At 69.4% G+C, this 23,915-nt stretch carries 25 protein-coding genes; 17 read left to right on the forward strand and 8 right to left on the reverse strand.

Annotated features, from left to right (window positions below):
- The first annotated feature begins 29 nt into the window (after window positions 1–29).
- The 9 genes from ACWGPE_RS10775 (at window position 30) to lnt (ending at window position 9,962) form a co-directional block, all read left to right on the forward strand.
- Window positions 30–704: an HAD family hydrolase gene (locus tag ACWGPE_RS10775; protein WP_376930186.1), complete on the forward strand. Its 675-nt coding sequence runs from the start codon at window positions 30–32 to the stop codon at window positions 702–704.
- The gene (locus tag ACWGPE_RS10780) at window positions 701–1,753 is read left to right on the forward strand and encodes a tRNA (adenine-N1)-methyltransferase (RefSeq protein ID WP_452048679.1); all 1,053 of its coding nucleotides are present in this window, start codon (window positions 701–703) and stop codon (window positions 1,751–1,753) included. Before ACWGPE_RS10775 ends, ACWGPE_RS10780 begins: the two co-directional genes overlap by 4 nt.
- Before the next feature lie 42 nt (window positions 1,754–1,795).
- Window positions 1,796–2,719: an FKBP-type peptidyl-prolyl cis-trans isomerase gene (locus ACWGPE_RS10785; protein WP_452048680.1), complete on the forward strand. Its 924-nt coding sequence runs from the start codon at window positions 1,796–1,798 to the stop codon at window positions 2,717–2,719.
- A gap of 49 nt (window positions 2,720–2,768) precedes the next feature.
- Window positions 2,769–3,788, forward strand: coding sequence for a helix-turn-helix transcriptional regulator (locus ACWGPE_RS10790; protein ID WP_231431032.1), 1,020 nt, complete (start codon window positions 2,769–2,771; stop codon window positions 3,786–3,788).
- Window positions 3,785–4,777, forward strand: a complete 993-nt coding sequence (locus ACWGPE_RS10795) for a helix-turn-helix transcriptional regulator (RefSeq protein WP_231431033.1) — start codon at window positions 3,785–3,787, stop codon at window positions 4,775–4,777. Before ACWGPE_RS10790 ends, ACWGPE_RS10795 begins: the two co-directional genes overlap by 4 nt.
- Window positions 4,778–4,898: 121 nt before the next feature.
- Entirely contained in the window at window positions 4,899–5,117 is a 219-nt protein-coding gene (gene tatA / locus ACWGPE_RS10800) for a twin-arginine translocase TatA/TatE family subunit (RefSeq protein WP_231431034.1), read from the forward strand.
- A gap of 50 nt (window positions 5,118–5,167) precedes the next feature.
- On the forward strand, window positions 5,168–5,926 hold the full coding sequence (tatC, locus tag ACWGPE_RS10805; protein ID WP_231432333.1) for a twin-arginine translocase subunit TatC: 759 nt from the start codon (window positions 5,168–5,170) through the stop codon (window positions 5,924–5,926).
- A gap of 29 nt (window positions 5,927–5,955) precedes the next feature.
- On the forward strand, window positions 5,956–8,382 hold the full coding sequence (locus ACWGPE_RS10810) for a DEAD/DEAH box helicase (RefSeq protein ID WP_452048681.1): 2,427 nt from the start codon (window positions 5,956–5,958) through the stop codon (window positions 8,380–8,382).
- Between the two features lie 23 nt (window positions 8,383–8,405).
- Window positions 8,406–9,962 carry an apolipoprotein N-acyltransferase gene (gene lnt, locus ACWGPE_RS10815; RefSeq protein WP_231431036.1) on the forward strand — a complete coding sequence of 519 codons (1,557 nt, stop codon included), beginning with the start codon at window positions 8,406–8,408 and terminating at the stop codon, window positions 9,960–9,962.
- On the opposite strand, the gene ACWGPE_RS10820 is transcribed toward lnt, so the two are convergent.
- The 4 genes from ACWGPE_RS10820 to ACWGPE_RS10835 form a co-directional block, all read right to left on the reverse strand.
- The gene (locus ACWGPE_RS10820; RefSeq protein WP_231431037.1) at window positions 9,959–10,324 is read right to left on the reverse strand and encodes an RNA polymerase-binding protein RbpA; all 366 of its coding nucleotides are present in this window, start codon (window positions 10,322–10,324) and stop codon (window positions 9,959–9,961) included. The genes lnt and ACWGPE_RS10820 overlap by 4 nt on opposite strands.
- 84 nt (window positions 10,325–10,408) lie before the next feature.
- Window positions 10,409–11,164 (reverse strand): glycerophosphodiester phosphodiesterase family protein, encoded by a 756-nt coding sequence (locus ACWGPE_RS10825; RefSeq protein ID WP_452048682.1) that lies wholly within the window; start codon window positions 11,162–11,164, stop codon window positions 10,409–10,411.
- Window positions 11,165–11,172: 8 nt separating this feature from the next.
- Entirely contained in the window at window positions 11,173–12,156 is a 984-nt protein-coding gene (locus ACWGPE_RS10830) for an SPFH domain-containing protein (protein WP_231431039.1), read from the reverse strand.
- Window positions 12,153–12,620 carry an NfeD family protein gene (locus ACWGPE_RS10835; RefSeq protein WP_308191675.1) on the reverse strand — a complete coding sequence of 156 codons (468 nt, stop codon included), beginning with the start codon at window positions 12,618–12,620 and terminating at the stop codon, window positions 12,153–12,155. Before ACWGPE_RS10835 ends, ACWGPE_RS10830 begins: the two co-directional genes overlap by 4 nt.
- 138 nt (window positions 12,621–12,758) lie before the next feature.
- Between ACWGPE_RS10835 and ACWGPE_RS10840 the strand changes: the two genes are divergently transcribed.
- Window positions 12,759–13,526 carry an SDR family oxidoreductase gene (locus ACWGPE_RS10840; protein ID WP_231431041.1) on the forward strand — a complete coding sequence of 256 codons (768 nt, stop codon included), beginning with the start codon at window positions 12,759–12,761 and terminating at the stop codon, window positions 13,524–13,526.
- 94 nt (window positions 13,527–13,620) lie between these two features.
- On the opposite strand, the gene ACWGPE_RS10845 is transcribed toward ACWGPE_RS10840, so the two are convergent.
- Window positions 13,621–14,223 carry an HdeD family acid-resistance protein gene (locus tag ACWGPE_RS10845; RefSeq protein ID WP_231431042.1) on the reverse strand — a complete coding sequence of 201 codons (603 nt, stop codon included), beginning with the start codon at window positions 14,221–14,223 and terminating at the stop codon, window positions 13,621–13,623.
- 210 nt (window positions 14,224–14,433) lie between these two features.
- Between ACWGPE_RS10845 and ACWGPE_RS10850 the strand changes: the two genes are divergently transcribed.
- Both ACWGPE_RS10850 and ACWGPE_RS10855 read left to right on the forward strand, forming a co-directional pair.
- Window positions 14,434–16,809: an ATP-binding cassette domain-containing protein gene (locus ACWGPE_RS10850; RefSeq protein WP_231431043.1), complete on the forward strand. Its 2,376-nt coding sequence runs from the start codon at window positions 14,434–14,436 to the stop codon at window positions 16,807–16,809.
- Window positions 16,810–16,836: 27 nt separating this feature from the next.
- The gene (locus ACWGPE_RS10855) at window positions 16,837–17,502 is read left to right on the forward strand and encodes a pentapeptide repeat-containing protein (protein WP_231431044.1); all 666 of its coding nucleotides are present in this window, start codon (window positions 16,837–16,839) and stop codon (window positions 17,500–17,502) included.
- Window positions 17,503–17,565: 63 nt separating this feature from the next.
- Here ACWGPE_RS10855 and ACWGPE_RS10860 read toward each other — a convergent pair whose 3' ends face one another.
- Entirely contained in the window at window positions 17,566–18,555 is a 990-nt protein-coding gene (locus ACWGPE_RS10860) for a hypothetical protein (protein WP_231431045.1), read from the reverse strand.
- The gene (locus tag ACWGPE_RS10865) at window positions 18,548–18,949 is read right to left on the reverse strand and encodes a hypothetical protein (protein ID WP_452048683.1); all 402 of its coding nucleotides are present in this window, start codon (window positions 18,947–18,949) and stop codon (window positions 18,548–18,550) included. The genes ACWGPE_RS10860 and ACWGPE_RS10865 overlap by 8 nt, the downstream gene beginning before the upstream one ends.
- A 155-nt stretch (window positions 18,950–19,104) precedes the next feature.
- Here ACWGPE_RS10865 and ACWGPE_RS10870 point away from each other — a divergent pair, with 155 nt between their 5' ends.
- The 5 genes from ACWGPE_RS10870 to ACWGPE_RS10890 all read left to right on the forward strand — a co-directional run bounded on the left by ACWGPE_RS10870 (window position 19,105) and on the right by ACWGPE_RS10890 (window position 23,226).
- A complete protein-coding gene (locus ACWGPE_RS10870; RefSeq protein ID WP_231431047.1) occupies window positions 19,105–19,545 on the forward strand; it encodes a MarR family winged helix-turn-helix transcriptional regulator in 441 nt (146 codons plus the stop codon).
- A 67-nt stretch (window positions 19,546–19,612) separates the two neighbouring features.
- Complete coding sequence (locus ACWGPE_RS10875; RefSeq protein WP_452048684.1) at window positions 19,613–19,750, forward strand: hypothetical protein; 138 nt, start codon at window positions 19,613–19,615, stop codon at window positions 19,748–19,750.
- Between the two features lie 267 nt (window positions 19,751–20,017).
- Complete coding sequence (locus ACWGPE_RS10880) at window positions 20,018–20,449, forward strand: hypothetical protein (RefSeq protein WP_231431050.1); 432 nt, start codon at window positions 20,018–20,020, stop codon at window positions 20,447–20,449.
- A gap of 144 nt (window positions 20,450–20,593) precedes the next feature.
- Window positions 20,594–22,870, forward strand: coding sequence for a LuxR C-terminal-related transcriptional regulator (locus ACWGPE_RS10885; protein WP_452048685.1), 2,277 nt, complete (start codon window positions 20,594–20,596; stop codon window positions 22,868–22,870).
- A 14-nt stretch (window positions 22,871–22,884) separates the two neighbouring features.
- Complete coding sequence (locus ACWGPE_RS10890; protein ID WP_231431052.1) at window positions 22,885–23,226, forward strand: YciI family protein; 342 nt, start codon at window positions 22,885–22,887, stop codon at window positions 23,224–23,226.
- A 34-nt stretch (window positions 23,227–23,260) separates the two neighbouring features.
- On the opposite strand, the gene ACWGPE_RS10895 is transcribed toward ACWGPE_RS10890, so the two are convergent.
- A complete protein-coding gene (locus ACWGPE_RS10895; RefSeq protein WP_231431053.1) occupies window positions 23,261–23,737 on the reverse strand; it encodes a GNAT family N-acetyltransferase in 477 nt (158 codons plus the stop codon).
- Window positions 23,738–23,915 lie beyond the last annotated feature (178 nt).

Genomic DNA, 23,915 nt, shown 5'->3' on the forward strand with positions numbered 1-23,915 from the left:
AATAGGCCGTGCCCGTAGACTTGGGCGTTGTGACCTCACGCCTGCCTGCCGCCGTCCTCTGGGACATGGACGGAACCCTCGTCGACACCGAACGCTATTGGATGGCCGCCGAGGAGGAGCTGGTCGAAGCCTTCGGCGGCACCTGGACCCACGACGAGGCGCTGGCCCTCGTCGGCAGCGGCCTGTGGGAATCCGCCCGCGTCTTCCAGGCGAAGGGCGTCGACCTCGACGCCGACACCATCGTCCTGCGCCTCACGAATCGAGTGGCCGAGATGCTCGCCGAGCACGGCGTGCCCTGGCGGCCCGGCGCCCGGGAGCTGCTCCTCGCGTTGCGCGAGGCATCCGTGCCGACCGCGCTCGTGACCATGTCGCTGCGCTCGATGGCCGACGAGATCATCTCCGCGATCCCCTTCACGGCGTTCGACGCGATCGTGACGGGCGACTCGGTCGAGCATGCCAAGCCGCATCCCCAGCCGTACCTGCAGGCCGCGGCCGAGCTCGGCGTCGACATCGCCGACTGCGTCGCGTTCGAGGATTCGCCTGCCGGCCTCACCTCGGCCTACGACGCCGGCACCATCGCCGTCGGCGTGCCCAACATCCTCGAGCTCGACGACGTGTCGTCGACGGTGCTCTGGCCGACGCTCGAGGGCATGACGGTGGCCGATGTCGCGGCGCTCGTCGGCGAACGGGAGGCGACCAGATGACCACGAGTCGAGGCGAGCAGAGTGGGCCGTTCCGGGTCGGCGACCGCGTTCAGCTGACCGGCCCCAAGGGCCGGATGCACACCATCACGCTCGAGCCGGGCAAGCTCTTCCATTCCCACAAGGGGCCGATCGCGCACGACGACCTGATCGGCCTCCCCGACGGCTCGGTCGTCGCGAACCAGGTCGGGATCGAGTACCTCGCCCTTCGCCCGCTGCTCAGCGACTTCGTGATGTCGATGCCCCGTGGCGCCGCGATCGTCTACCCGAAGGACGCCGCGCAGATCCTCGCGCAGGCCGACATCTTCCCCGGCGCGACCGTCGTCGAGGCGGGCGTCGGCTCCGGCGCCCTCTCGCTCTGGCTGCTCCGCGCGATCGGGGAACGCGGCCGCCTGCACTCGTTCGAACGTCGCGAGGAGTTCGCCGACGTCGCCCGCGGCAACGTCGCGACCTTCCACGGTGCGGTGCCCGACAACTGGTCGATCACGCTCGGCGACCTCGCCGAGGCGCTGCCCGAGACCGTCGACGAGGGCTCGGTCGACCGGGTCGTGCTCGACATGCTCGCGCCGTGGGAGTGCATCGACGAGGTCTCCCGTGCGCTCAAGCCCGGCGGAGTGGTGCTCTGCTACATCGCCACCGTCACCCAGCTGTCGCGGGTCGCGGAGGCCATCCGCGCCACGGGCGAGTACACCGAACCGCAGTCCTCTGAGACGATGGTGCGCGGCTGGCACGTGCAGGGTCTCGCCGTGCGACCCGACCACCGGATGATCGCCCACACCGGGTTCCTCATCACGGCGCGCCGGCTCGCGCCCGGCACCGTCCTGCCCGAGCTCAAGCGACGTCCGTCGAAGACCGAGTTCAGCGACGAGGACGTCGAGGCGTGGACGCCGGGCGCCCTCGGCGAACGCCAGGTCAGCGCCAAGGCGCTGCGCAAGCGGGTTCGCGCGGCCGACGCCGCGGCACGGAAGTCCGCCGGTTCGGATGAGGCCGGTTCCGAGTCGGCCGGCGACCTCGAAACCCCCGAGCAGGAGTCGCCCGTCTCGGACGGGTAGGCTTTCATCGCCCCTCAGCGACCCATGAAGAATCGAGGATCTGTGCGCTCGTCTCTCGCGCTCATCGCCACGGCCGCGCTCGTCGCCGTCGCGCTCTCCGGCTGCGCCACCCAGGCACCCGCGCCCGAGGCCGCGCCGGGCGGGTCGTCCGACACGATCGACGTGACCGGTGACTTCGGTACGAGCCCCGAGGTCGAGTTCCCGACGCCGCTCATGCCCGAAGAGACCGAGTGCACCGAGATCGTCGCGGGGGAGGGGCCGTACCTCGAGGAGGGTCAGCTCGCGCTCACCGGCCTCGCCGTGTACAACGGCGCGACCGGCGACGAGATCCAGGTGACCGGATTCGGAGACGAGGAGCCGATTCCGCTCGTCGTGACCAACCAATCGCTCACTGGCCTGAAGAAGGGCCTCACCTGCGCCCGCGAGGGGTCGCGGGTCGCGGTCGTCGTGCCCGAGAAGGACGCGTTCGGGCCCAACGGCAACCCGCAGATCGGTGTCAACCCCGGTGACAGCCTCGTCTTCGTGATCGACGTGCAGCGCGCATTCCCGTCGCGCGCCGACGGAAGCCCCCGCCTCACACGCGACGGCTTCCCCGCCGTGGTGCTCGCTCCCGACGGCCGCCCCGGCATCACGGTCCCGAAGAGCCCCGCGCCGGAGCAGAGCGAGGTCGAGACGCTGAAGGCCGGATCGGGCGAGGTCGTCGAAGAGGGCGACCAGGTCGTCGTGCAGTACACCGCGGTCGACTGGGAGTCGAACGAGGTGACCGGCTCCACCTGGGAGGACGGTGCCCCCGTCACGGCCGTGGCCGGTGACGGCGGCCAGGGCGGAAGCCTTCCCCCCGCGGTCACGAAGGAGCTCGTCGGCCAGAAGGCCGGATCGCAGATCGGCGTGATCGTGGCCCCCGAAGGTGACGATGCGAGCGGCTCGGCCCAGTTCTACGTCGTCGACATTCTCGGAGTCCTGTGACCGATCGCCGGCGCCCGAGCGGCGCCGGCGGTTCAGTATGATCGCTCGTGTGGCCGGAACAGAACCCAGTGGTGCAGCGAAGGTTCCGGTCGAGGACCGGCTGTTCAGCCTCGTCCTGGCGCTCGTCGCCACCGAGACCGGACTGCTGAAGTCCGAGATCCTCTCGACCGTCCGGGGCTACGCCGAACGCTACGACGCCTCGGGTTCGAACGCGAACCTCGAGCGCCAGTTCGAGCGCGACAAGGACGAGATCCGCGATCTCGGCATCCCGCTCGAGACGGTCGAGTCGCCCGATCGCCCAGGAGACAACCAGTCGCTGCGCTACCGCATCCCGAAGGGGCAGTACGAGCTCCCCGAGGCCGTGCGGTTCAGCCCCGACGAGCTGGCGCTGCTCGGCCTCGCCGCCGAGGTCTGGCGCGAGGCATCCGTGTCGGCCGATTCGCAGCGCGCGCTCACGAAGCTGCGCTCGCTGGGCATCGAGCCGCGCGACCCCGTCATCGGCTACGCACCGCGCCTGCGCGTGCGCGACGCCGCCTTCGAGCCGCTGCGTCAGGCGCTCGATCGCCGGCAGACCGTGCGCTTCCGGTACTTCAAGCCTGGCGAGCGCGAGCCGCGTGTGCGCACCGTCGACCCGCTCGCCGTCGTGCTGCACGAGGGCCGCTGGCACCTGCACGCCCGCGACCGCGATGTCGACGAGCCCCGCACGTTCCTGCTCTCCCGCATCGTCGGCGAGGTCCAGCCCGTCGCCGGTTCGACCTTCGATGCGCCGCCGCCCGGCATCCAGGACCGCGTGATCGCCGAACTCGACGCGCTGCGCCTCTCGAACGTCGCCGACCTGGCGGTCACCGCCGGCAGCGACGCCGAAGTCCGTCTCGGCAAGCGCGCCGTCGACGGCGACGAGGACGCGGGGGTCATCCGTCTCCACTACACCGACGAGGCGGTGCTCGCCGACGAGCTCGCCGCGTACGGGCCCGAGGTGCGCGTGCTCGGCCCGGCGTCGCTGCGGCAGGCGGTGCGCGATCGCCTGCGCCTCGTCGCCGACGCGCACCGCGGGAGGAGCGAACGATGAACGAGTCGCGACGCAAGCCGTTGAAGGCCTCCGACAAGCTGGTGTTCCTGCTCTCGCTCGTGCCGTACCTGCTCGAGCAGCAGGTCGTGGACGTGCCCGACGCCGCGGCCCACTTCGGCGTGACCGACGACGAGATCCGCGACGCCGTCCGACTCATCGCGACATCGGGGCTGCCGGGCGCCACCGGCACCTACCAGCCGAACGACCTGTTCGACATCGACTGGGACGCGTTCGAGGACGACGACGTCATCGTCATCGTGCACCACGTCGCGATCGACGACGCCCCGCGCCTCTCGGCGCGCGAGGCGGCCGCGCTCATCGCCGGACTGCAGTACCTCTCCGCACTGCCCGAGAACGCGGGGAGCGCCTCGCTCGGCGCCCTCATGCAGAAGCTCACCGCCGGCGCCTCGGCGGCACCGACGAGGCTCGCCGTCGCCGAGTCGGAGAGCGACGCGTCGCTCGCCGCGATCCGCGCGGCCGTCGCCGACGGACGGCAGCTCGAGTTCGACTACCGCAACGCGGTCGGGGTCGCGGGGCGTCGCCGGGTCGACCCCCTTCGCATCCTCTCGCAGGACGCCGACTGGTACCTGCAGGCCTACTGCCATACGCGCGAAGACGTCCGCAACTTCCGCGTCGACCGCATGAGCGACCTCGTGGTCTCCGACCTTCCGATCGGCGAGCATGCCGAGACCGTCGTGCCCGACACCCTCTTCCAGGGATCCGACAGCGACTTCGACGTCGTGGTCGATGCGCTCCCCGAAGCGCTGCCGCTCCTCGCGGACTATCTGGCCGATTCGAAGTCCGAGGAGGTCGACGGGCGACTCAGGGTCACCCTGCGACTGGCCCACGTGCACGGGCTCAAGCGGCTCGTCGCCGGACTTCCCGGGCTCGTCACCGTCGTCTCGCCCGCGGAGGCGCGGGCGGCGGTCGCCGGCTGGGCGACCGCCGGGCTCGCCGGATACGCTGACGACGAGGCATCCGGTCACTGAGTACGGATCGCCGCGTCGGACCCGACGGTCCGACCGGGGCATCCGTCCACAGCCGTGACCTCGCAGAAACCTCCGGCAGGTAGACTGTCGCCAACATCCCCCGAGAAACGGACGAAAACCTATGTGGCAAGGCTTCACCGGTTGGCACGCGCTGATCATCCTCGTGGTCATCCTGCTGCTGTTCGGCGCCCCCAAGCTTCCGGCGCTCGCCCGCAGCCTCGGGCAGTCGATGAAGATTCTCAAGACCGAGGTGCGCTCCGACAAGGGCGACGGCGACGCTGCCGCCGCCGGTGACGACACGCCGAAGTCCGAGGAGTCGGATTCCGGCAAGAGCGCCTGACACAGATGACCGCGGTGAAAGATCGCGGGGAGAAGAACCGCGAGAAGCGGATGTCTCTGGCCGCGCACCTCGTCGAGTTGCGCAAGCGCCTCTTCATCTCGGCGATCGCGATCGTCGTCGGCATGGTCGCCGGATGGGTGCTGACCGATCTCTACGTCTGGGACGCGATCCAGCAGCCGGTCGTGCGCGTCGCAGAGGCGCAGGGGCACAGCGCAGAGACCGCGATCGTCTTCCCGACGATCTCGAGCGCGTTCGACCTGCGCCTGCAGATCGCGTTCACCCTCGGCCTCGTGATCTCGAGCCCGGTGTGGCTGTACCAGATCTTCGCCTTCCTCGTACCGGGGCTCAATCAGAAGGAGCGCCGCTTCACGCTCGCGTTCTTCGCGACGGCGATCCCGCTCTTCTTCGCGGGCTGCGCGGCCGGTTGGTTCGTGCTGCCGAACATCGTCAAGCTCATGACGAGCTTCGTGCCCGAAGGGGCGATGTCGCTGCTGACGGCGAAGGAGTACATCGACTTCGTCCTGAAGCTCGTGATCGCGATCGGCGTCGCCTTCGTGGTACCGGTCTTCATCGTGCTGCTGAACTTCGCCGGCGTCATCAGCGCGGCGGCGATCATCAAGTCGTGGCGCGTCGCGATCCTCGTGATCGTGCTGTTCACCGCCATCGCGACGCCGTCGGCCGACGTGGTCTCGATGTTCATGCTCGCCATCCCGATGATCGTGCTGTACTTCGCCGCCTGGTTCATCGCGAACCTGCACGACAAGCGCGTCGCACGTCGCAACATCGCCGAGTTCGGCGAAGCGGTCTGAGGTTCGTCGCTGTCTAGGCTGGAGGGGTGATGAGCCTCTCGCCGGCCGAGCGCTACGCGCGGTCGCGCCAACAACGACGGCAGCCGCGGCTCGCCGACTTCGCCGCTTCGATGCGATTCGACCTCGACCCGTTCCAGGCGGCGGCCTGCGCGGCGCTCGACGAGGGGCGCAGCGTGCTCGTCGCCGCTCCGACGGGTGCGGGCAAGACCGTGGTCGCCGAGTTCGCCGTGCACCTCGCCATGCAGGAGCGCGGCGAGAAGGTCTTCTACACGACCCCGATCAAGGCGCTCTCGAACCAGAAGTACCAGGAGTTCTGCGACACCTGGGGGGCCGACCAAGTCGGGCTCCTCACGGGCGACACCAACGTGAACTCGGGCGCGCGCATCGTCGTCATGACGACCGAGGTGCTGCGCAACATGCTCTACGCCGACTCGCCGCTGCTCGACCGCCTCGCGTACGTCGTGATGGACGAGGTGCACTACCTCGCCGACCGGTTCCGCGGCGCCGTCTGGGAGGAGGTCATCATCCACCTCCCCGAGGAGGTGCGCCTCGTCTCGCTGAGCGCGACCGTGTCGAACGCGGAGGAGTTCGGCGACTGGCTCCAGGCGGTGCGCGGCGACACCGAGGTGATCGTCTCCGAAGACCGCCCGGTGCCGCTCGAACAGCACGTGCTCGTGCGTTCGAAGCTCGTCGAGCTGTTCGATTCGTCGGGCCAGGCCGCCACCCACCGGGTGAATCCCGAACTGAAGCAACTGGCGCGGGCCGGCGGCCGGTCGCTCGGGCAGCGTTCGGCCCGCGGGCGCCGGGGCGGCGATCGCGGCCGGTTCCACCAGGCCCAGCAGGGCGGTCGGCTCGATCGGCCCGAGGTCGTCGCGTTGCTGCAGGGCAAGAACCTGCTCCCCGCGATCGTGTTCATCTTCTCCCGTGCGGGCTGCGATCAGGCAGTACGCCAGGTGCTCCGCTCCGGCATCCGGCTCACCGCGGGACACGAGCGCGCCGAGATCCGCGCCATCGTCGAAGAACGGGCGAGGATGCTTCGCGACGAGGACCTCGCGGTGCTGGGGTACTGGGACTGGCTCGAAGGGCTCGAGCGCGGCGTCGCCGCGCACCACGCGGGCATGCTGCCGGCGTTCAAGGAGATCGTCGAGGAGCTCTTCCAGAAGAAGCTGCTGAAGGTCGTGTTCGCGACCGAGACGCTCGCTCTCGGCGTCAACATGCCGGCTCGTTCGGTGGTGCTCGAGAAGCTCGACAAGTTCAACGGCGAGGCCCGAGTGCCGATCACTCCGGGGGAGTACACCCAGCTCACGGGCCGTGCCGGCCGGCGCGGTATCGACATCGAAGGCCACTCCGTCATCCAGTGGGTCGACGGCCTCGACCCCGAGTCGGTCGCGGCGCTCGCCTCCCGACGCAGCTATCCGCTCAACTCGAGCTTCCGTCCGACGTACAACATGGCGGTGAACCTGATCGACCAATTCGGTCGTGAGCGCACCCGGCAGATCCTCGAGCTCTCGTTCGCGCAGTTCCAGGCCGACCGCGCGGTCGTCGACCTCGCCCGCACCCTGCGGAAGCAGGAGGAGTCGATGTCGGGCTACGACGAGGCGATGCGCTGCCATCTCGGCGACTTCGCCGAGTACGCGGGCATCCGCCGTGAGATCGGCCGGCTCGAGCGCCAGTCCTCGAAGGGCAACCCGACGCACGCCGAGCGCGAGCGGTTGCAGCGAGAGCTCGCCGACGCGCGCAAGCGCCTGCGCGCCCACCCCTGTCACGGCTGCGCCGAGCGCGAGTCGCACGCGCGCTGGGCGGAGCGGTGGTGGCGCCTCAAGCAGGAGCACGACGATCTCTCCCGGCAGATCCGCAGCCGGACGGGGCAGGTCGCCAAGCGGTTCGATCGGGTGTCCGAGGTGCTCACCGCGCTCGGCTATCTCGAGGTCGACGGCGACGGCCGCCTCGTCTCGACGTCGGCCGGCCGCGTCCTCAAGCGGATCTACGGCGAACGCGACCTGCTCGTCGCCGAGTGCCTGCGCCTCGGGCTCTGGGACGGCCTCGACGTCGCGGGCATCGCCGCGATGGCCGCCTCCCTCGTCTACGAGCCCCGACGAGACGACCGCGGGGTCGAGTACCGGCTGCCGCGACGCGGCTTCCGCGAGGCGTTCGACAAGACGCTCGACGTGTGGAGCGCGCTCGACGACCTCGAACGCGATCATCGCCTGCCGTCGAGCGAGCAGCCGTCACCCGCGCTCGCCTCGGCGATGCACGGCTGGGCCCGGGGCGGTGCGCTCGCGGGCGTGCTCGAAGACACCGAGCTCGCGGCCGGCGACTTCGTGCGGCTCACGAAGCAGGTGATCGACCTGCTCGACCAGATCTCGATCGTCGCCGACGCCGAGCTCGCCGCCACGGCACGCTCCGCCATCGATGAGGTACGACGCGGTGTCGTCGCCTACGGCACGGTCGCCTGATCCGAGTCGCCTAGGCTGATCTGGTGCCATCCACCCCTGCACGACGCCTGCTTCCGCTGCCGCTGTGGGCAGCCGTCATCGTCGCCGCGGTCGGCGGATTCGTCTACGACCTCGGGTTCCCCGACGTGTCGGCCTGGCCCCTCGCGTTCGCGGGCATCGCGCTCGCCCTCCTGCCGCTCATCGGCCGAAGCGCGTGGAGCGCCGCGCTCGTCGGCTTCGTCTTCGGACTCGCCTTCTACCTGCCGCACGTCTCGTGGACCTCGCTCTACCTCGGGCCGATCCCGTGGCTCGCGCTCTCGATCTTCGAATCGTTCTTCATGGCCGGCGGCGCCGTGCTCATCGCGCTCGCGTACCGCTGGGTGCCGCGGGCGAGCGACTCGCGATGGACGAGGCTCGTCTGGCTGCCGCTGCTCGTGTCGGGGCTCTGGATCGTGCGCGAGACCGCCGCGGGCACGATGCCGTACGGCGGCTTCCCCTGGGGTCGCGCCGCGCTGAGCCAGTCGCAGAGTCCGTTCGCCGAGGTCGTCGCCTGGATCGGCTCGACCGGACTCGGATTCGTGATGGTCGCGCTGGTGGCCGGTGTCATCGAGTGGGTGCGCCTGCGGGGCTGGCGCGACCTGCGTACGGCCATCCCCGTCGTCGCGCTGCTGATCGTCGCGGTGATGGCTCCCGCCTTTCCGACGACCGCCTCGGGAGAGCTCCGGGTCGCGAGCGTGCAGGGCAACGGACCGTCCGGGTACTTCGACGAACGTCAGCCCGGCGACGTGCTCGCCGCACAGCTCGAGGCGACGGAGCCGATCCTCGACGAGGAGGGCATCGATGTCCTGCTCTGGCCGGAGGGCGGGTCGGACCTCGACCCCACGCGGAGCCCGGCGACCGCGGGGATCTTCGACACGCTCGGGCGTCGCCTCGACGCGCCGATCGTGTTGAACACGGTGACGACGCGGGGCGACGAGTTCTTCAACACGTCGATCCTCTGGCGCAGCGGCGAAGGCGCGGTCGACAGCTACGACAAGCGCCACCCCGTGCCCTTCGGCGAGTACATCCCCGATCGCTGGTTCTACGACGCGATCGTGCCCGACCTCACGGGGCTCGTGCAGCGGGGATACTCGCCCGGCGTGAACGCCCCCGTCTTCGACCTCGGCGACGCCGTCGCGGGTCTCGCGATCTGCTTCGACGTGATCTACGACGAGGTGATCTGGCAGGGAGCCCGCGACGGCGCCGAGCTCTACATGTTCCAGACGAACAATGCCGACTTCAGGGGAACCGACGAGAATCAGCAGCAGCTCGCGATCGCGCGACTCCGTGCGATCGAGACGGGTCGGTCCGTCGTGAACATCTCGACGGTCGGCACCAGCCAGGTGATCGATCCGTCGGGGCGCACGATCGACGCACTCCCGGCTTACGAGGCCGGGGCGATGGTCACCGACGTCGAACTGCGTCGCGGCTTGACGCCGTCGGTCGTGCTCGGCTCATGGGTGGCGATCGTGATCGTCGCCGGGGCGATCATCGGGCTCATCGCAGCCGGCGTCATGGCGCGACAGCGCACCGCGCGACCCGAACCCGTCGAGCAGGACTAGGCGCCGACCTTCTGGCCGCCGCGACGCGCGCGCAGGTACTGGAGGCGCTCCTCGAGCAGCTCTTCGAGTTCGGGGATGGTGCGACGCTCGAGCAGCATGTCCCAATGCGTGCGGGCGATCTTCTCACCCGATCGGTCGATCTCGACCGGCTTCGAGTCGACGAGCAGCACGGCCGAGGCACCGCAGTGGCGGCACTCCCACGTCTCGGGGATCTCGGCCTCGGTCGAGAAGACCATCGTCGTGTCACGGCCGCAGGTCTCGCACTGGTAGGTGTACTCGGCGCGGTCGGCGAACACCACGCCGTCTTCGCTCTGCAGGCTCTGCGCACCGATTCGCATGCCCCGAAGGCTCCGATCCGCCATGGCGTTCTCCTCTCGATCGTCTGACAGTCTCAACGATCAAGCTGGGCGTTCCCTTTCCGAAGCCTGAGGTTTCGCGGGGAATTCTCAGCTTCGGTCGGCGATGACGCGGAGTGCGATGTCGGCGCGGTCGGTCACGATGCCGTCGACGCCGAGGTCGAGGAGGCGCACCATGTCGTCGGCCTCGTTCACCGTCCACACGTGGACCTCGGCGCCGAGCGCGTGCGCGGCATCGACGAGCCGCCGGGTGACGAGGCGGATCGGTCCGGTGCGTTCGGGGATCTGCAGCGCCCGTGCGCCGTGGAGCGCCCGCGCGGCGAGGGAGGAGGAGCGCAGCGACGCCGCAGCGCGGAATGCGAGGACGCCCGCGGCGCCGACGGAGGTGACGGCGCCGGGAACGAGCCGGGCGAGCCTGCGGCGTCGACGCTCGGAGAAGCTCGTCACGAGCACACGCGACGCCGCGCCCGTGCGGGCGATGGCCGAGACGGTGCCGTCGACGGAGCGCTCGTCCTTCACGTCGATGTTGAAGCGACCTTCGGGAAACGCATCGAGCGCGTCCTCCAGCGAAGGGAAACCCTGCCCGTGGCCGAGGTCGATCCGTCGCAACTCGGCCATCGTGAGCTGCCCCACCGCCACGTCGCGACCCGCGACACGCGAGAGGGACGCGTCGTGGGCGATGACCGCCGCACCGTCGTGCGTCGCCCGGACATCGGTCTCGAGGTGCCCCGCGCCGGCGGAGATCGCCGCGGCGAACGCGAGGAGGGTGTTCTCGGGTGCATCCAGCGCCAGTCCGCGGTGCGCGAGCACGCGGGGCACGGCCCCGTCGAAGTAGTCGGAGGCCACGCCCGGCCTCACGCCTGCGGGAACGATCCCGACGGCGGGCGGGGCTCGCCGGTCGACGGGGCGGCAGGCGGTTGCTGAGCCGCACCGGGCACCTGCTGGGCGCCGGCGGCCGGGGGAGTGAAGGCGCGGCCGATGCCCTTCAGCGCCTCGGTGAGCTCGCTCGGAATGACCCACAGCTTGTTTGCGTCGCCCTGTGCGAGCTGCGGCAGCATCTGCAGGTACTGGTAGCCGAGCAGCTTCGGGTCGGGGTCGCCCTTGTGGATCGCATCGAAGACCGTGAGGATCGCCTCCGCCTCGCCCTGCGCGCGCAGGACGGCGGCCTTGGCATCGCCCTCGGCCTCGAGGATCGCAGCCTGCCGCGCGCCTTCGGCGGTGAGGATCGCAGACTGCTTCGTGCCCTCCGCGGTGAGGATGAGCGCACGGCGGTCGCGCTCCGCGCGCATCTGCTTCTCCATCGAGTCCTGGATGGAGACGGGCGGGTCGATCGCCTTGAGCTCGACCCGCGAGACGCGGATGCCCCACTTGCCGGTGGCTTCGTCGAGCACGACGCGCAGCTGGCCGTTGATGTTGTCGCGCGAGGTGAGCGCCTCTTCGAGGTTGAGGCCGCCGACGACGTTGCGCAGCGTCGTCGTCGTGAGCTGCTCGACCGCACCCAGGTAGTTGGCGATCTCGTACGTCGCGGCACGGGCGTCGGTCACCTGGAAGTACACGACCGTGTCGATCGAGACGACGAGGTTGTCTTCGGTGATGACCGGCTGCGGTGGGAACGACACGACCGTCTCGCGCATGTCGACGAGCGGCCGCAGCCGGTCGATGAACGGCACGAGCAGGTTCAGGCCGGGCGTAAGCGTCTTGTGATAGCGCCCGAGGCGCTCGACGATGCCCGCGTAGGCCTGGGGGATGATCCTGATCGATCGCGCGATGACGACGATGACGAAGATGACGATCGCGATGACGACGATCGTCACGATGATCGTGGGCAGGTCGATCACTCGGGGGTGCTCCTCTCAACCGGCACGACGACCGCCGTCGCGCCATCGATGCCGGTCACGAGCACCCGCCCGCCCACCGGCACGTCGACCTGCTCGGTCGCGGGCGAGAGCCGCGCCGTCCAGGTCTCGCCGTTCTGCAGCCGAACCTGACCGCCCGCGTCGCCGACGGTCTGCACCACGGTCCCTTCGGCCCCGATGAGGGCGTCGACGTTGCTGCGTGCCGGGTCGCCGCCACGTCGGAGCGCCCGCAGCAGCGGCGGGCGCAGCACGAGCATGAGCGCCACCGCCACCACCGCGGCGATGATGAACTGCGCCCACCACGGAATGCCGAACAGACCCGACAGCAGGCCCGCGACGCTGCCGAGGGCCAGCATCAGGAAAGTCATCTCGAGGGTGAACACCTCGATCGTGGCGAATGCCAGGATCAGCACCAGCCAGACGATCCACGCGTACTGGGTCAGCACATCCAAATCGGGTCTCCTTCGCACGCGGTCGGCTCATTCCGAAACTAGCAGTGCCGGGCTCGGCATGGGGGAGTTGATAGTCTCGGTTCGGCCGCGCCGCGTCGTCTTCGCGGTGCCAAGACCTCGAGGAGCCTCCCCGTGACCAATCCACTCGCCCCCGGCTCGCTGGCCGGCCGCGTCGCCCTCGTGACGGGCTCGTCGCGCGGCATCGGCGCCGACACCGCCCGCTACCTCGCAGCGGCCGGCGCATCGGTCGTCGTCAACTACCGCAGCAAGGCGCCTCGCGCCGAGAAGGTGGTCGCCGAGATCGTGGCAGGCGGCGGCACCGCGATCGCGATCGGCGCCGATCTGACCGACCCCGAGTCGGTCGCGGCGATGTTCGAGCGCACCGTTGCAGAGCTCGGGCCGATCGACGTGCTCGTGCTCAACGCGTCGGGCGGCATGGAGACCGGCCTCGGTGAGGACTATGCGATGCGCCTCAATCGCGACGCGCAGGTCAACGTCGTGGAGGGCGCGCTGCCGCACCTGGCCGACGGGGCCCGCATCGTCTTCGTCACGAGCCACCAGGCGCACTTCATCCGCACGACGCCGACGATGCCCGAGTACGAGCCCGTCGCCCTCTCGAAGCGCGCCGGCGAAGACGCGCTCCGCGCCAAGCTGCCCGAGTTCGAGGCGGCGGGCGTCGAGTTCGTCGTCGTGTCGGGCGACATGATCGAGGGAACCATCACGGCGACGCTCCTCGAGCGCGCGAACCCCGGCGCGATCGACGCCCGCAAGCAGGACGCCGGCCGTCTCTACAACGTCGCCGAGTTCGCCGCAGAGGTCGCGTCGGCCGTCGTCGAGCCCGTCCCCGCCGAGAACACGCGCTACGTCGGCGACATCTCGGGCTTCGCCAAAGAGGCCTGAGCCCAGCTCGACCGCCACGGCGGAGACGAAGAAGGCCGGCCCCGAGTCATCCCGGGGCCGGCCTTCTTCTGCGCGGCAGAGCCGCCCGTTCGGTTCAGGCGGCCGTGACGCCGCGCCCGAAGGTGAACGCGCGCACGATCTGGATGATGCCGAGCACGATGAGGCTGATGCCGATGATCCACCACAGCACGACGACGTAGAGCGGCGAGAACAGCAGCACGATGCCCGCGAGGATGCTCAGGATGCCGAAGAAGATCGCCCAGCCCTTCGACGGCGCGTCTCCGAGCTGCGCGAGCGCGACGATGCCCTCGACGATCCAGAGGACACCGATCAGGATGCCGAGGAAGATGCCGAGCACGACCGCGCTCTCGGTGGGGTTCGCCACGGCGAAGATGCCGCCGATGATGAACAGGATGCCGAGGATGATGTCGAGCGCCCTCGCACCACCCGAGATGCCCTTCGAGAAGATGCCGAGCCCGAGGTAGGCGATGCCCGCGATGAGCAGGTAGATGCCGAGGATGATGGTGAGCACCACGGCCGAGTCCTTCGGCCAGAACGTGATCATGAGCCCGACGATGAGCGCGACGGCGCCGCTGATGCCGAGCGTCGTGCGGACGGTGTTGATGGCCGACTTCGACAGCTCGGCGGCATCGAGCGAGAACGTGGCGAAGAAGCCGGTCGGCTGTGTGGAAGACATGGCATGTCCTTTCTGAGGGTGAACCGTGCCCGCCAAGGCTATTGCCGAACCCCGCCTGAGTATCGGATGTGAACGCGCGCGTCGCGATGCGACGAACTACGACCGTGTCGTAGGCGCACCGGTCAGGAATCGAGAAGCACCGGGGTGGATGCCGCAGCTAGCGTGACCGGTATGTGCCTCATCGTTCGCGCCCGTGAGAATCTAGACCACATGGCCACCGAGACGACCGTTCCGAATCCCGCCGACCGCCATGAGCTCATCAGCGTGCGCGGCGCCCGGGAGAACAACCTCAAGAACGTCGACATCGACCTGCCGAAACGACGGCTGACGGTCTTCACGGGCGTGTCGGGGTCGGGCAAGAGCTCGCTCGTCTTCGACACCATCGCCGCGGAGTCCCGACGACTGATCGACGAGACCTACAGCGCCTTCGTGCAGGGCTTCATGCCGTCGGTTCCGCGACCCGACGTCGACGTGCTCGAGGGTCTGACGACGGCGATCCTCGTCGACCAGGAGCGGCTCGGCGCCAACCCCCGGTCGACCGTCGGCACGGTGACGGATGCGAACGCCATGCTGCGGATCCTCTTCTCCAAGCTGGGCGAACCGTACATCGGCGGGCCGACTGCGTTCTCGTTCAACATCCCCACGCAGAAGGCGAGCGGGGTGATGACCGGCCCGCACGGCGAGAAGAAGATCGTCAAGGACGTGATCTACCTCGGCGGCATGTGCCCGCGATGCGAGGGCCGGGGCGCCGTGTCGGATCTCGACCTCGCGCAGATCGTCGACGAGTCGAAGTCGCTCGACGAGGGCGCGATCATGGTGCCCGGCTACACCGCCGACGGCTGGATGGTGAAGGGCTTCTCGCAGTCCGGCTTCTACCCGGCCGACAAGCCGATCGCGCAGTTCACCGAGAAGCAGCGGCACCTCTTCCTCTACGGCGAGGTCACCAAGGTCAAGATCAGCGGCATCAACATGACCTACGAAGGCCTCATCCCGAAGATCACCAAGTCGATGCTGTCGAAGGACCTCGACGCCCTGCAGCCGCACATCCGCGCCTTCGTCGAGCGGGTGGCGACGTTCGCGAGATGCCCGGAGTGCGACGGCACCCGGCTCACCGAGGGCGCGCGCTCGTCGAAGATCGACGGCGTCAGCATCGCCGACGCGTGCCGCATGCAGGTGACCGACCTCGCCGAGTGGGTGCGCGGCCTCGACAAGCCGGGCGCGGGCCCACTGCTCGAGGCGCTGAGCGCGAACCTCGACGCGTTCGTGACCCTCGGGCTCGGCTACCTCAGCCTCGAGCGCCCGTCGGGCACGCTGTCGGGCGGCGAGGCGCAGCGCATCAAGATGCTGCGTCACCTCGGGTCGTCGCTCACCGACGTCACCTACGTGTTCGACGAACCCACGATCGGGCTGCACCCGCACGACATCCAGCGCATGAACACGCTGCTGCTGCGGCTGCGTGACAAGGGCAACACCGTGCTCGTCGTCGAGCACAAGCCCGAGACGATCGCCATCGGCGATCACGTCGTCGACCTCGGCCCCGGCGCGGGCAGCGGCGGGGGAGAGATCTGCTTCGAGGGATCGGTCGACGGGCTCAAGGCGAGCGGCACCCTCACCGGCCGGCATCTCGACGACCGCGCGTCGCTCAAGGCGGAGGTTCGCTCGGCGCGCGGCGCGATCGAGGTGCGCGGCGCCGACGCGAACAACCTCGACGATGTCGACGTCGACATCCCGCTCGGCGTGCTGACCGTCGTCACCGGCGTGGCGGGCTCGGGCAAGAGCTCGCTCATCCACGGCTCGGTGTCGCGACGGGACGGCGTCGTGTCGATCGACCAGGGCGCGATCAAGGGCTCACGACGAAGCAACCCGGCGACGTACACGGGTCTGCTCGAGCCCATCCGCAAGGCCTTCGCGAAGGCGAACGGCGTGAAGCCCGCGCTCTTCAGCGCGAACTCCGAGGGCGCGTGTCCGAGCTGCAAGGGATCGGGCGTCATCGTCACCGAGCTCGGCTTCATGGACACGATCGAGACGCCCTGCGAGGACTGCGGCGGCAAGCGGTTCCAGGCCGGGGTGCTCGAGTACAAGCTCGGAGGGCTCGACATCACCGAGGTGCTCGACCTGCCGGTGGCGCAGGCACGGGTGTTCTTCTCCGACGGCGAGGCGAAGATCCCGGCGGCGGCGAAGATCCTCGGTCGCCTCGAGGACGTGGGCCTCGGCTACCTCACGCTCGGCCAACCGCTCTCCACGCTCTCGGGCGGCGAGCGGCAGCGGGTCAAGCTCGCGATCGCGATGGGGGAGGAGGGCGACGTCTACGTGCTCGACGAACCGACCACCGGTCTCCACCTCGCCGACGTCGAGAACTTGCTGGGCCTCCTCGACCGCCTGGTCGACTCGGGCAAGTCGGTGATCGTGATCGAGCACCACCAGGCCGTGATGGCGCACGCCGACTGGATCATCGATCTCGGTCCCGGCGCCGGTCACGACGGCGGGCGGATCGTGTTCGAGGGCGTTCCCGCCGATCTCGTCGCCGCCCGTTCGACCCTGACCGGCGAACACCTCGCGGACTACGTCGGCGCCGAGGCATCCTGATTCGTCTTCGTTCGGAGAGGAGCGGCCGTGGCGTCGAAGGCCAGGCATCCCGTCGCGCCGCGCGTCGACCCGGTCCTGCTCGGTGAGCTCGACGACGGTCACGAGAGCGAGCTGGTCGCCGGCGCGGTCGTCGAGGCGCGACGGTTCAGCGGGCTCGACCTCGCCGAACGGGATCTCGGCGGCCTGCGTCTGACCGAGTGCGAGCTGACCGGCGTCGCCGCCCATGAGACGCGCCTTCGCGCGGCCGCCTTCTCGGAGGTCGTGATCGAGCGGCTCGAGGCACCGGTGCTCAGGGCCCCGCTGGCCGAATTGCGCGACGTCTCGTTCATGTCATCGCGACTCGGATCGGTCGAGTTCCACGACGACCGATGGCGGGCGGTGCGGTTCGTGGGCTGCAAGCTCGGCTACGTGAACCTTCGCGGTGCCGAGATCCGTGATGTCCTGTTCACCGATTGCACGATCGATGAGCTCGACCTCGTCAACGCGCAGGCCGAGCGGGTGGCCTTCGAGGGCTGCGACCTGCGCTCGCTCGACGTCACCGGGGCGAGGCTGCGCGATGTCGACCTGCGCGGCCTCGAGCTCGCCGTGATCGACGGCATCGGCGGCCTCAGCGGTGCGACGATCGACTCGATGCAGGCGGCCCTGCTCGCGCCCCACCTGGCACGACACCTGGGCATCCGAGTGGACGACTGACGGATCGGCACGCGGGGGAGCGGGCGACACTCAGCCACTCCGGTTCCGGCTGCGAGCCCCGGCTCAGACGCCGAGACCCTCGATGTGCTGCTCGAGCTCGTCGAGTTCGCGGGCGATCGATTCCGCGCTGCCGCGGCGGAACCGTCGCAGCTGCATCGCGAGCACGGCGTCGGCCGCGGTCTCGGAGCAGCCGAGTGCTTCGCCGATGCTGCGGCGCGCCGCTTCGTCGGAGGCCGCATCGGCGACGATGCGGAGGATCGTCTCGGCGTCGGTTTGGGTGGCGATCATGGCGCGAAGCATCTGACGTCGCTCGTCCAGGTGGTCACGTGGCACGGGCGGCGGGCGGCGGGGCGCATGTCGGGCTCGCTGGCGCTCGATCAGCGCGGCGTCGAGATCGATCGGCAACGGCGCCGCCGTGCGAAGGCCGAGGCTGACGAGCCAGGCATGCACCTCGTACCGACCGGCCTGGAAGTCGTCCCAGTCGGCGGACCCGATGTTCACCCGCACTCGCGCGTACTCGCCCGGGTCGAGCGCGAACGCTGCATCCGGGCGCCCGACGTAGCCGAAGGAAACGCCGCCGGCGGTGACACCCTGTCGGGAGACCGTGCCGGCGACGTGGAAGTCGTCGCCGGTCGGGTGCCATCGTGCGTCGCCTTCGTTGACGATGTCGATCACGAGCTCGTCGATGTCGGGCTCGGTGCGCATCGTCTCGGGCCAGCGCAGCACGAGGCCGCCGCGCCGCTCGCGTCGGCTCGGCCGGAGCGGGAAGACGTCGGGGTGGACCGATGCCTGTCCGCCCCGCATCGGCTCGGCGGGAAGGTTCGCAATCGACCACGTCGCTGCTGCGGAGTCGGCCGGAGCACCGAGGAGCACGGCGCCGCCGTCTCGCCGAAGCACGCGCCAACCCTCGTGCGGCGCCGCGGCAGGAAGGTCGACGGGTTCGCTCCATCCGAGCGAGGAGAGGAGCGCGTCGAAACGCTCACCCTGCTTCGCGAGCACATCGGGATGGACTCCGACATGGGCGAGTTGCGGGAAGTCGTCGGAGTCATCCATTGTTCGAGCGTGCCATACGCACGGAGGCGCGCGCCGCTGCCTTCTCGGGACCTTCGCGATCGTCCTCGCGATTCGGTTGCTGCCGAGGCATCCGCCGCCAGACCCAGACTGTCAAGGCGACGCTGAGCAGGATCACTACCACACCGAGCGGCACGTGCAGCGCCACGAGGGACCGGAACCCCGCGAACGCCTGCAGCGACATGAGCGCGAGGAGCCCGATCGTCGCGGCGATCGGCCACCGCGGCGCACGACTCAGTGCGCGGGCGAGGATCGTCGCGAGGATCGCGACCATCAGCGCGACGCCCGACACCGTCGCCATCTCACGGTGCAATCCGAATGCGACAGGCACGCCGCCCATGAACAGGCCCGCCGACACGGCCTGCCCGAACAGCAAGACCGAGGTGAGGGCGAGCGAGAAGCGGAGCAGCGTCAGGGGCCACAGACGGTCGTGGCCGGAACCGTCATCGAGTCGGGACATGCTCCGCAGCCTATCAACTGGATCCATTTGGATCTATTGCATTTGGATCTTCTTCGGGGGAGACTCGAACTATGAGCGAAGCGGGGGCGCGCGCCGCCATCGAGGTCGGACTGCTGTTCCACCAGGTGTACACGGCCGCGACGCAACGCCTGAACGCCGCCCTGCAACCGCTGGATCTCACGACGCGGCACGCGTCGGTCATGTTCATGATCCGAGACGGCGTGAAGACGCAGCGCGACCTCGTGGCGCGGCTCAGCACCGACAAGACGGGCATGGTGCGAACCGTCGACGATCTCGAGCGGCTCGGCTATGTCACCAGGGTGCCGTCGTCGACAGATCGGCGCGTGACGATTCTCAACCTGACGGACGACGGCGACCGAGCCCTGAAGGCCGTGCAGCAACAGACGAGCACCGTGGCCGGGGAGCTGTTCACGGCCGTCGATACGGCCGAGCTCGAATCGCTGAGGTCGGTGCTGTCACGCATGCTGACCGGCCTGGCGCCGCGGGACTGAAGCCCGACGGCCATGCTGCTCCGTATTGCGCCGATAATGCACATTATGTCGGAATAAGAGAGCTCTGGTGAAGCAGACCACCTACCCGTGGCGCATCCTGTGCGCTCAGTCGCGACAACTCATGGTCGGTTTGCTCCTGCGCGGGCATGAGCATCGCGCGGCGACGTCGATGAAGACGGACGGCTACTCGACCACTACGACGTAGGCGAACTGTCGCCTTTGGACCTCTCGCTGAGTGAGGCATTCTCATGAGCATCGGTTCCGCGCGACGTTATCGAGATCCAACGCGATCCGCTGAGGCCTTCTTCCCTCGCGCGGTCGGTCCTCACCATCCACTCCCCCATGGCTCGCCGGGAGCGCTCACTGCCGGATAGCTCGACGGGTTCGAGCACGCTGGGGCGCTTCGATGACAGGATCGCCGAATCCGCTCCGCTTGGAGCCCTGGACACCGTCGATGAGCACTGGGAGTCAGATGAAGACATCGGAACCGGCGGTCACCGCGCGACGTATCACCATCTCGGTCGTGCTCGGCGTCGCCGCTGCCGTCCTCATCGCGTTCTGGTTGATGCATGTCGCGGTGAGCCATCTGTTCGTCACGGAGGGAAGTGCGCCACCCGCATCGTTCGGCCCGGCGATCCCAGAGGGCGCGACGCTTCTCACCAGTGAGAAGAACTGCGCGTCCGGTGGGTGCTGGACGGAACTCAACATCGATCCACCCGAGGGCCAGTCGGCACGACAGCTCGCGGAGGACATGGGGATCGAGTCCGAACGGTGCACGCTCTCGCCGACCCTCAACCTGCTTTCGGTGTGCGTTGCGTCCGAATTGGGGCCCGCGTCGGACTGGACGAATTCACGCCTGCTCGTCTCCCTCCGATACTGGTCGCCCATCGGGTCCGCTCTGTAGCAGGCAGCCGAATGCCCCACGACGACCCCGTCCGTGTGGCGCACGCGTGGCGCGGCACCGCCCCGTGGATCGGTAGTATCTGAATCCGACGCAGCGCCTCGGGCGCGAGTTCACTGCTGACGTTGGTCGATGGGGAGACGAGAGATGGCGGCCGCTGAGCGCGAACTCAAGGAACTGATCCTCGAGGTCAAGACCACTGGTCCTGACTTCGACCCGAGCTTCGTGCGCCGCGAGAACCTCATCGGCAACGTGCGCTCCGGGCCCGCCAGGCTGGTCACCGTCACGGCGCCCGCAGGCTACGGGAAGACCTCGTTCCTCGCCGAATGGCTCCAGCTCGAGGACCGAGCCACCGGTTGGCTCACGTTGAGCGACGGCGACGACGATCCCGCCGCGCTCATCCGGCTCCTGACCTATGCCTGCTCGTCCTTCACCCCGGTCGCGGCATCGCTCGAGGAGCAGGTCTCGACGGCCGATCGTGGCGTGCTGGGCCGGATCGCACCGGTGCTCGCGCGCGCCCTCTCCCGATGCGATCAGCCGTTCGTGCTGTTCCTCGACGACACCCACGCACTCACCTCCCTCGACGCGATCGACGCGCTCAACGTCGTGCTGACGGGCGTACCGGCGGGGTCGCAGGTCGTGCTGGCGAGCCGCCACCGCCCCGCCGCATTCGCGCGCGGACGTGTGGCGTCGTCCGCGGCTCACGTCACCGCCGAGGACCTCCGGATCGACCTCTCGGGAGCAGCCAGGATCGCCGAGGTCGCCGGTGCAGAGGTCTCCCCCGAGACGCTCACGAGCTGGGTCGAGCAGAGCGGCGGGTGGGCGGCGGGCCTGCACATGTGCGCGCTCCTGTCGCGGAGCCGGCCGCTGGACTCGATCGGCGGCCAGGATCTGCTCGCCGACTACCTCTACCGCGAATGCATGCGGGAACTGCCCGACGACATCCGCCGGTTCCTCGTCTCCGTCTCGATCCTGCGACCGCTCGTTCCCGCGATGTGCGACGCGGTGCTCGAGCGCTCCGACTCCGCGAGCATTCTCCGAGATCTCGAAGCGCGTCAGTTGTTCATCACTGCGGATCCCCAGCGTCGCTCCTATCGGTTGCATCCGCTGTTCGCCGAGTACCTGCAGGCTGAACTCCATCTCGACGCCGGGCCGACCGTTCGCGGCCTGCACATGAGGGCGGCTGCCTGGTGCCACGAGCAGGGCCTGCTTCCGGAAGCGATCAACCACGCGATCGCGGGAGGCGACTTCGCGACGGCGTCCTCGCTCGTGGCGCTCGCAGCCCTGAACACCTACACCGCAGGCGAAACCACGACCCTCGGCCGGTGGATCAGCCAGATCGGCGATGCCAACCTCCTCGCGAACCCCTTCGCCGTGGTGGTCGTCACGTGGTACTCGCTGCTCTCCGGCACCGACGCCGCCGCCCAGAAGTGGGCGTCGCTGCTCGGCAGCATGCCCGACGATGCCCCTCGGGTCGATGGCATCGATCTCGTGTCGGCGAAAGCCATGGTCCGGGCCATCACGATGAAGCACGGAATGCACGCGGCCCTCGAGGACGCGGAGTTCGCAGTCCGGGCCGAACCCGTCGAGAGCCCGTGGCGCGATCCCGCGCTCCAGATCCTGGGGAGCACCCTGCTCCACACCGGGCACGAGGGCCGTGCCCGCGAGGTGCTGATGGAGGCCATCCACACGGCCGAGGCCCATGGCAACCCCGCGACGATCGTGATGTGCGAGGTCGAACTCGCTCAGCTCGCCATCGACGGCGGCGACTGGGCGGCGGCAGACGCGCACGTGCAGCGGGCGCTCGACGCGATCCAGACGGGCAACATCGACGGGTACATCATGTGCGCATACGCGCATGCCGCTGCGGCCTACACCGCACTGCACGCTGGTCGCCGGAGCGCCGGTGAGAAGTTCCTCTCGCTGGCGATGTCCGAGCGCGGCCGTTGCATGGGCGCGGTCCCCCTGATCAGCATCCCCACGAGGCTCTTCCTGATTCACGCGAACCTGCAGGTGGGCGACATCGAGGCCGCGCGGATGCTGTCGCGTGAGATCGATGAGATCCTGCCGCCGCGTGATGGCCGCGAGGCCCTGGATGCGCGCGTGGCGGCGGCCGCGCGCGCCGTCGACGAGCGGGAGCGTCTCGGCCGACATGCTCCGTCGACCGCACTCACGGTCGCCGAGCAGCGCGTCCTCCCCTATCTCCAGACCTACCTCACCCAGGCGGAGATCGCGAAGCGCCTCTATGTCTCGAGGAACACCGTCAGCAGCCACGTGTCCGCGATCTTCCGCAAGCTCGATGCATCGAGCAGGGCTGAGGCGGTGGAGACCGCATCCACGCTCGGGCTGCTCGGCGGCCTGCAGACCGCCTCGTTCGAAGAGCATTCGTCGATCCGGAGTGTCTCGAGCTCCGTCAGGCGATGAGAGGAGTCGAACCGATGACGAAGTACCTGATCTCATTCCCCAGCGCCGCAATGGTGCTCGAGGAGGGCGAGCTGCAAGCCGTCGGGGATGCCGCGCACGCGGTCGTGCAGGAGGCGAAGGACGCCGGAGTCTGGGTCTTCGGGGGCGGCATCGACGAGAGTCTGCCGCCGGTGATGGTCGCGGCCGACGGAACGGTGACCGAGGGCACCTATCCGCAGACGACGCAGCTCGAGGGCGGGTACTCGGTGCTCGAGCTCCCCTCCTACGAGTCGGCGCTGGAATGGGCTGCGAAGATCGCGACGGCATGCCGATGCGCCCAGGAGGTGCGTGCGTTCCAGTACGACCCGTCGAGCTAGCACCCGACGGGGACGACGGGCGGCCGACCGCTACTCACCACGTCTTGCGCATCTGCTGCGTCACCACGTCGTAGCCGGCCGAGGCGTACAGCGAGATCGCCGCCGTGTTGCGCCCGAACACGTTCAACTCCAGGGCCTCCGCGCCGGCGGCTCTCGTCGCGTGTTCGACGGCTTCGAGGAGGGCTCGCCCGAGTCCGGTCCCCCGGCGGGTTTCCAGGATCTCGATGTCGTAGAGGAATGCGACGCCCGGCGCGCCTCGCGGGTGGTCGAGGCCGACCCAGGCGCGACCGACGGGTTCGTCATGGTCGTCGATGCCGCGAAGGATGAGCATGCGCGCGGTCTCGAGACCGTCGGGAAGCAGCCGGGCATTCTCCTCGATGGCCCGCTGCACGGCGCCTTCGCGGGGCCAGCGGCCCGCCTCGACCTGCTCCTCGGCGTACTCCCCCGCGATCGCGAGCTGCCATTCGTCGAACTCGGTCCGGGTCATCGGACGCACCGTCACTGTCGTCATCCAGCCATGCTGGCACGGTGCGGCGACGATGCGCGGGGTGGACCGTCAGTGTCGTGGGGGGGGGCGCCCCCCCGCCGCCCCCCCCCCGGAGCCCCGGCCCCCCCCCCCCGGCGGGGGGGGGGGGGCGCGGGCGAGCGCGCGGCCCCCCCCCCCCGCCCGCCGGGCGCGCGCGGTGTGG

The sequence above is a fragment of the Agromyces sp. NPDC055658 genome (assembly GCF_053618155.1).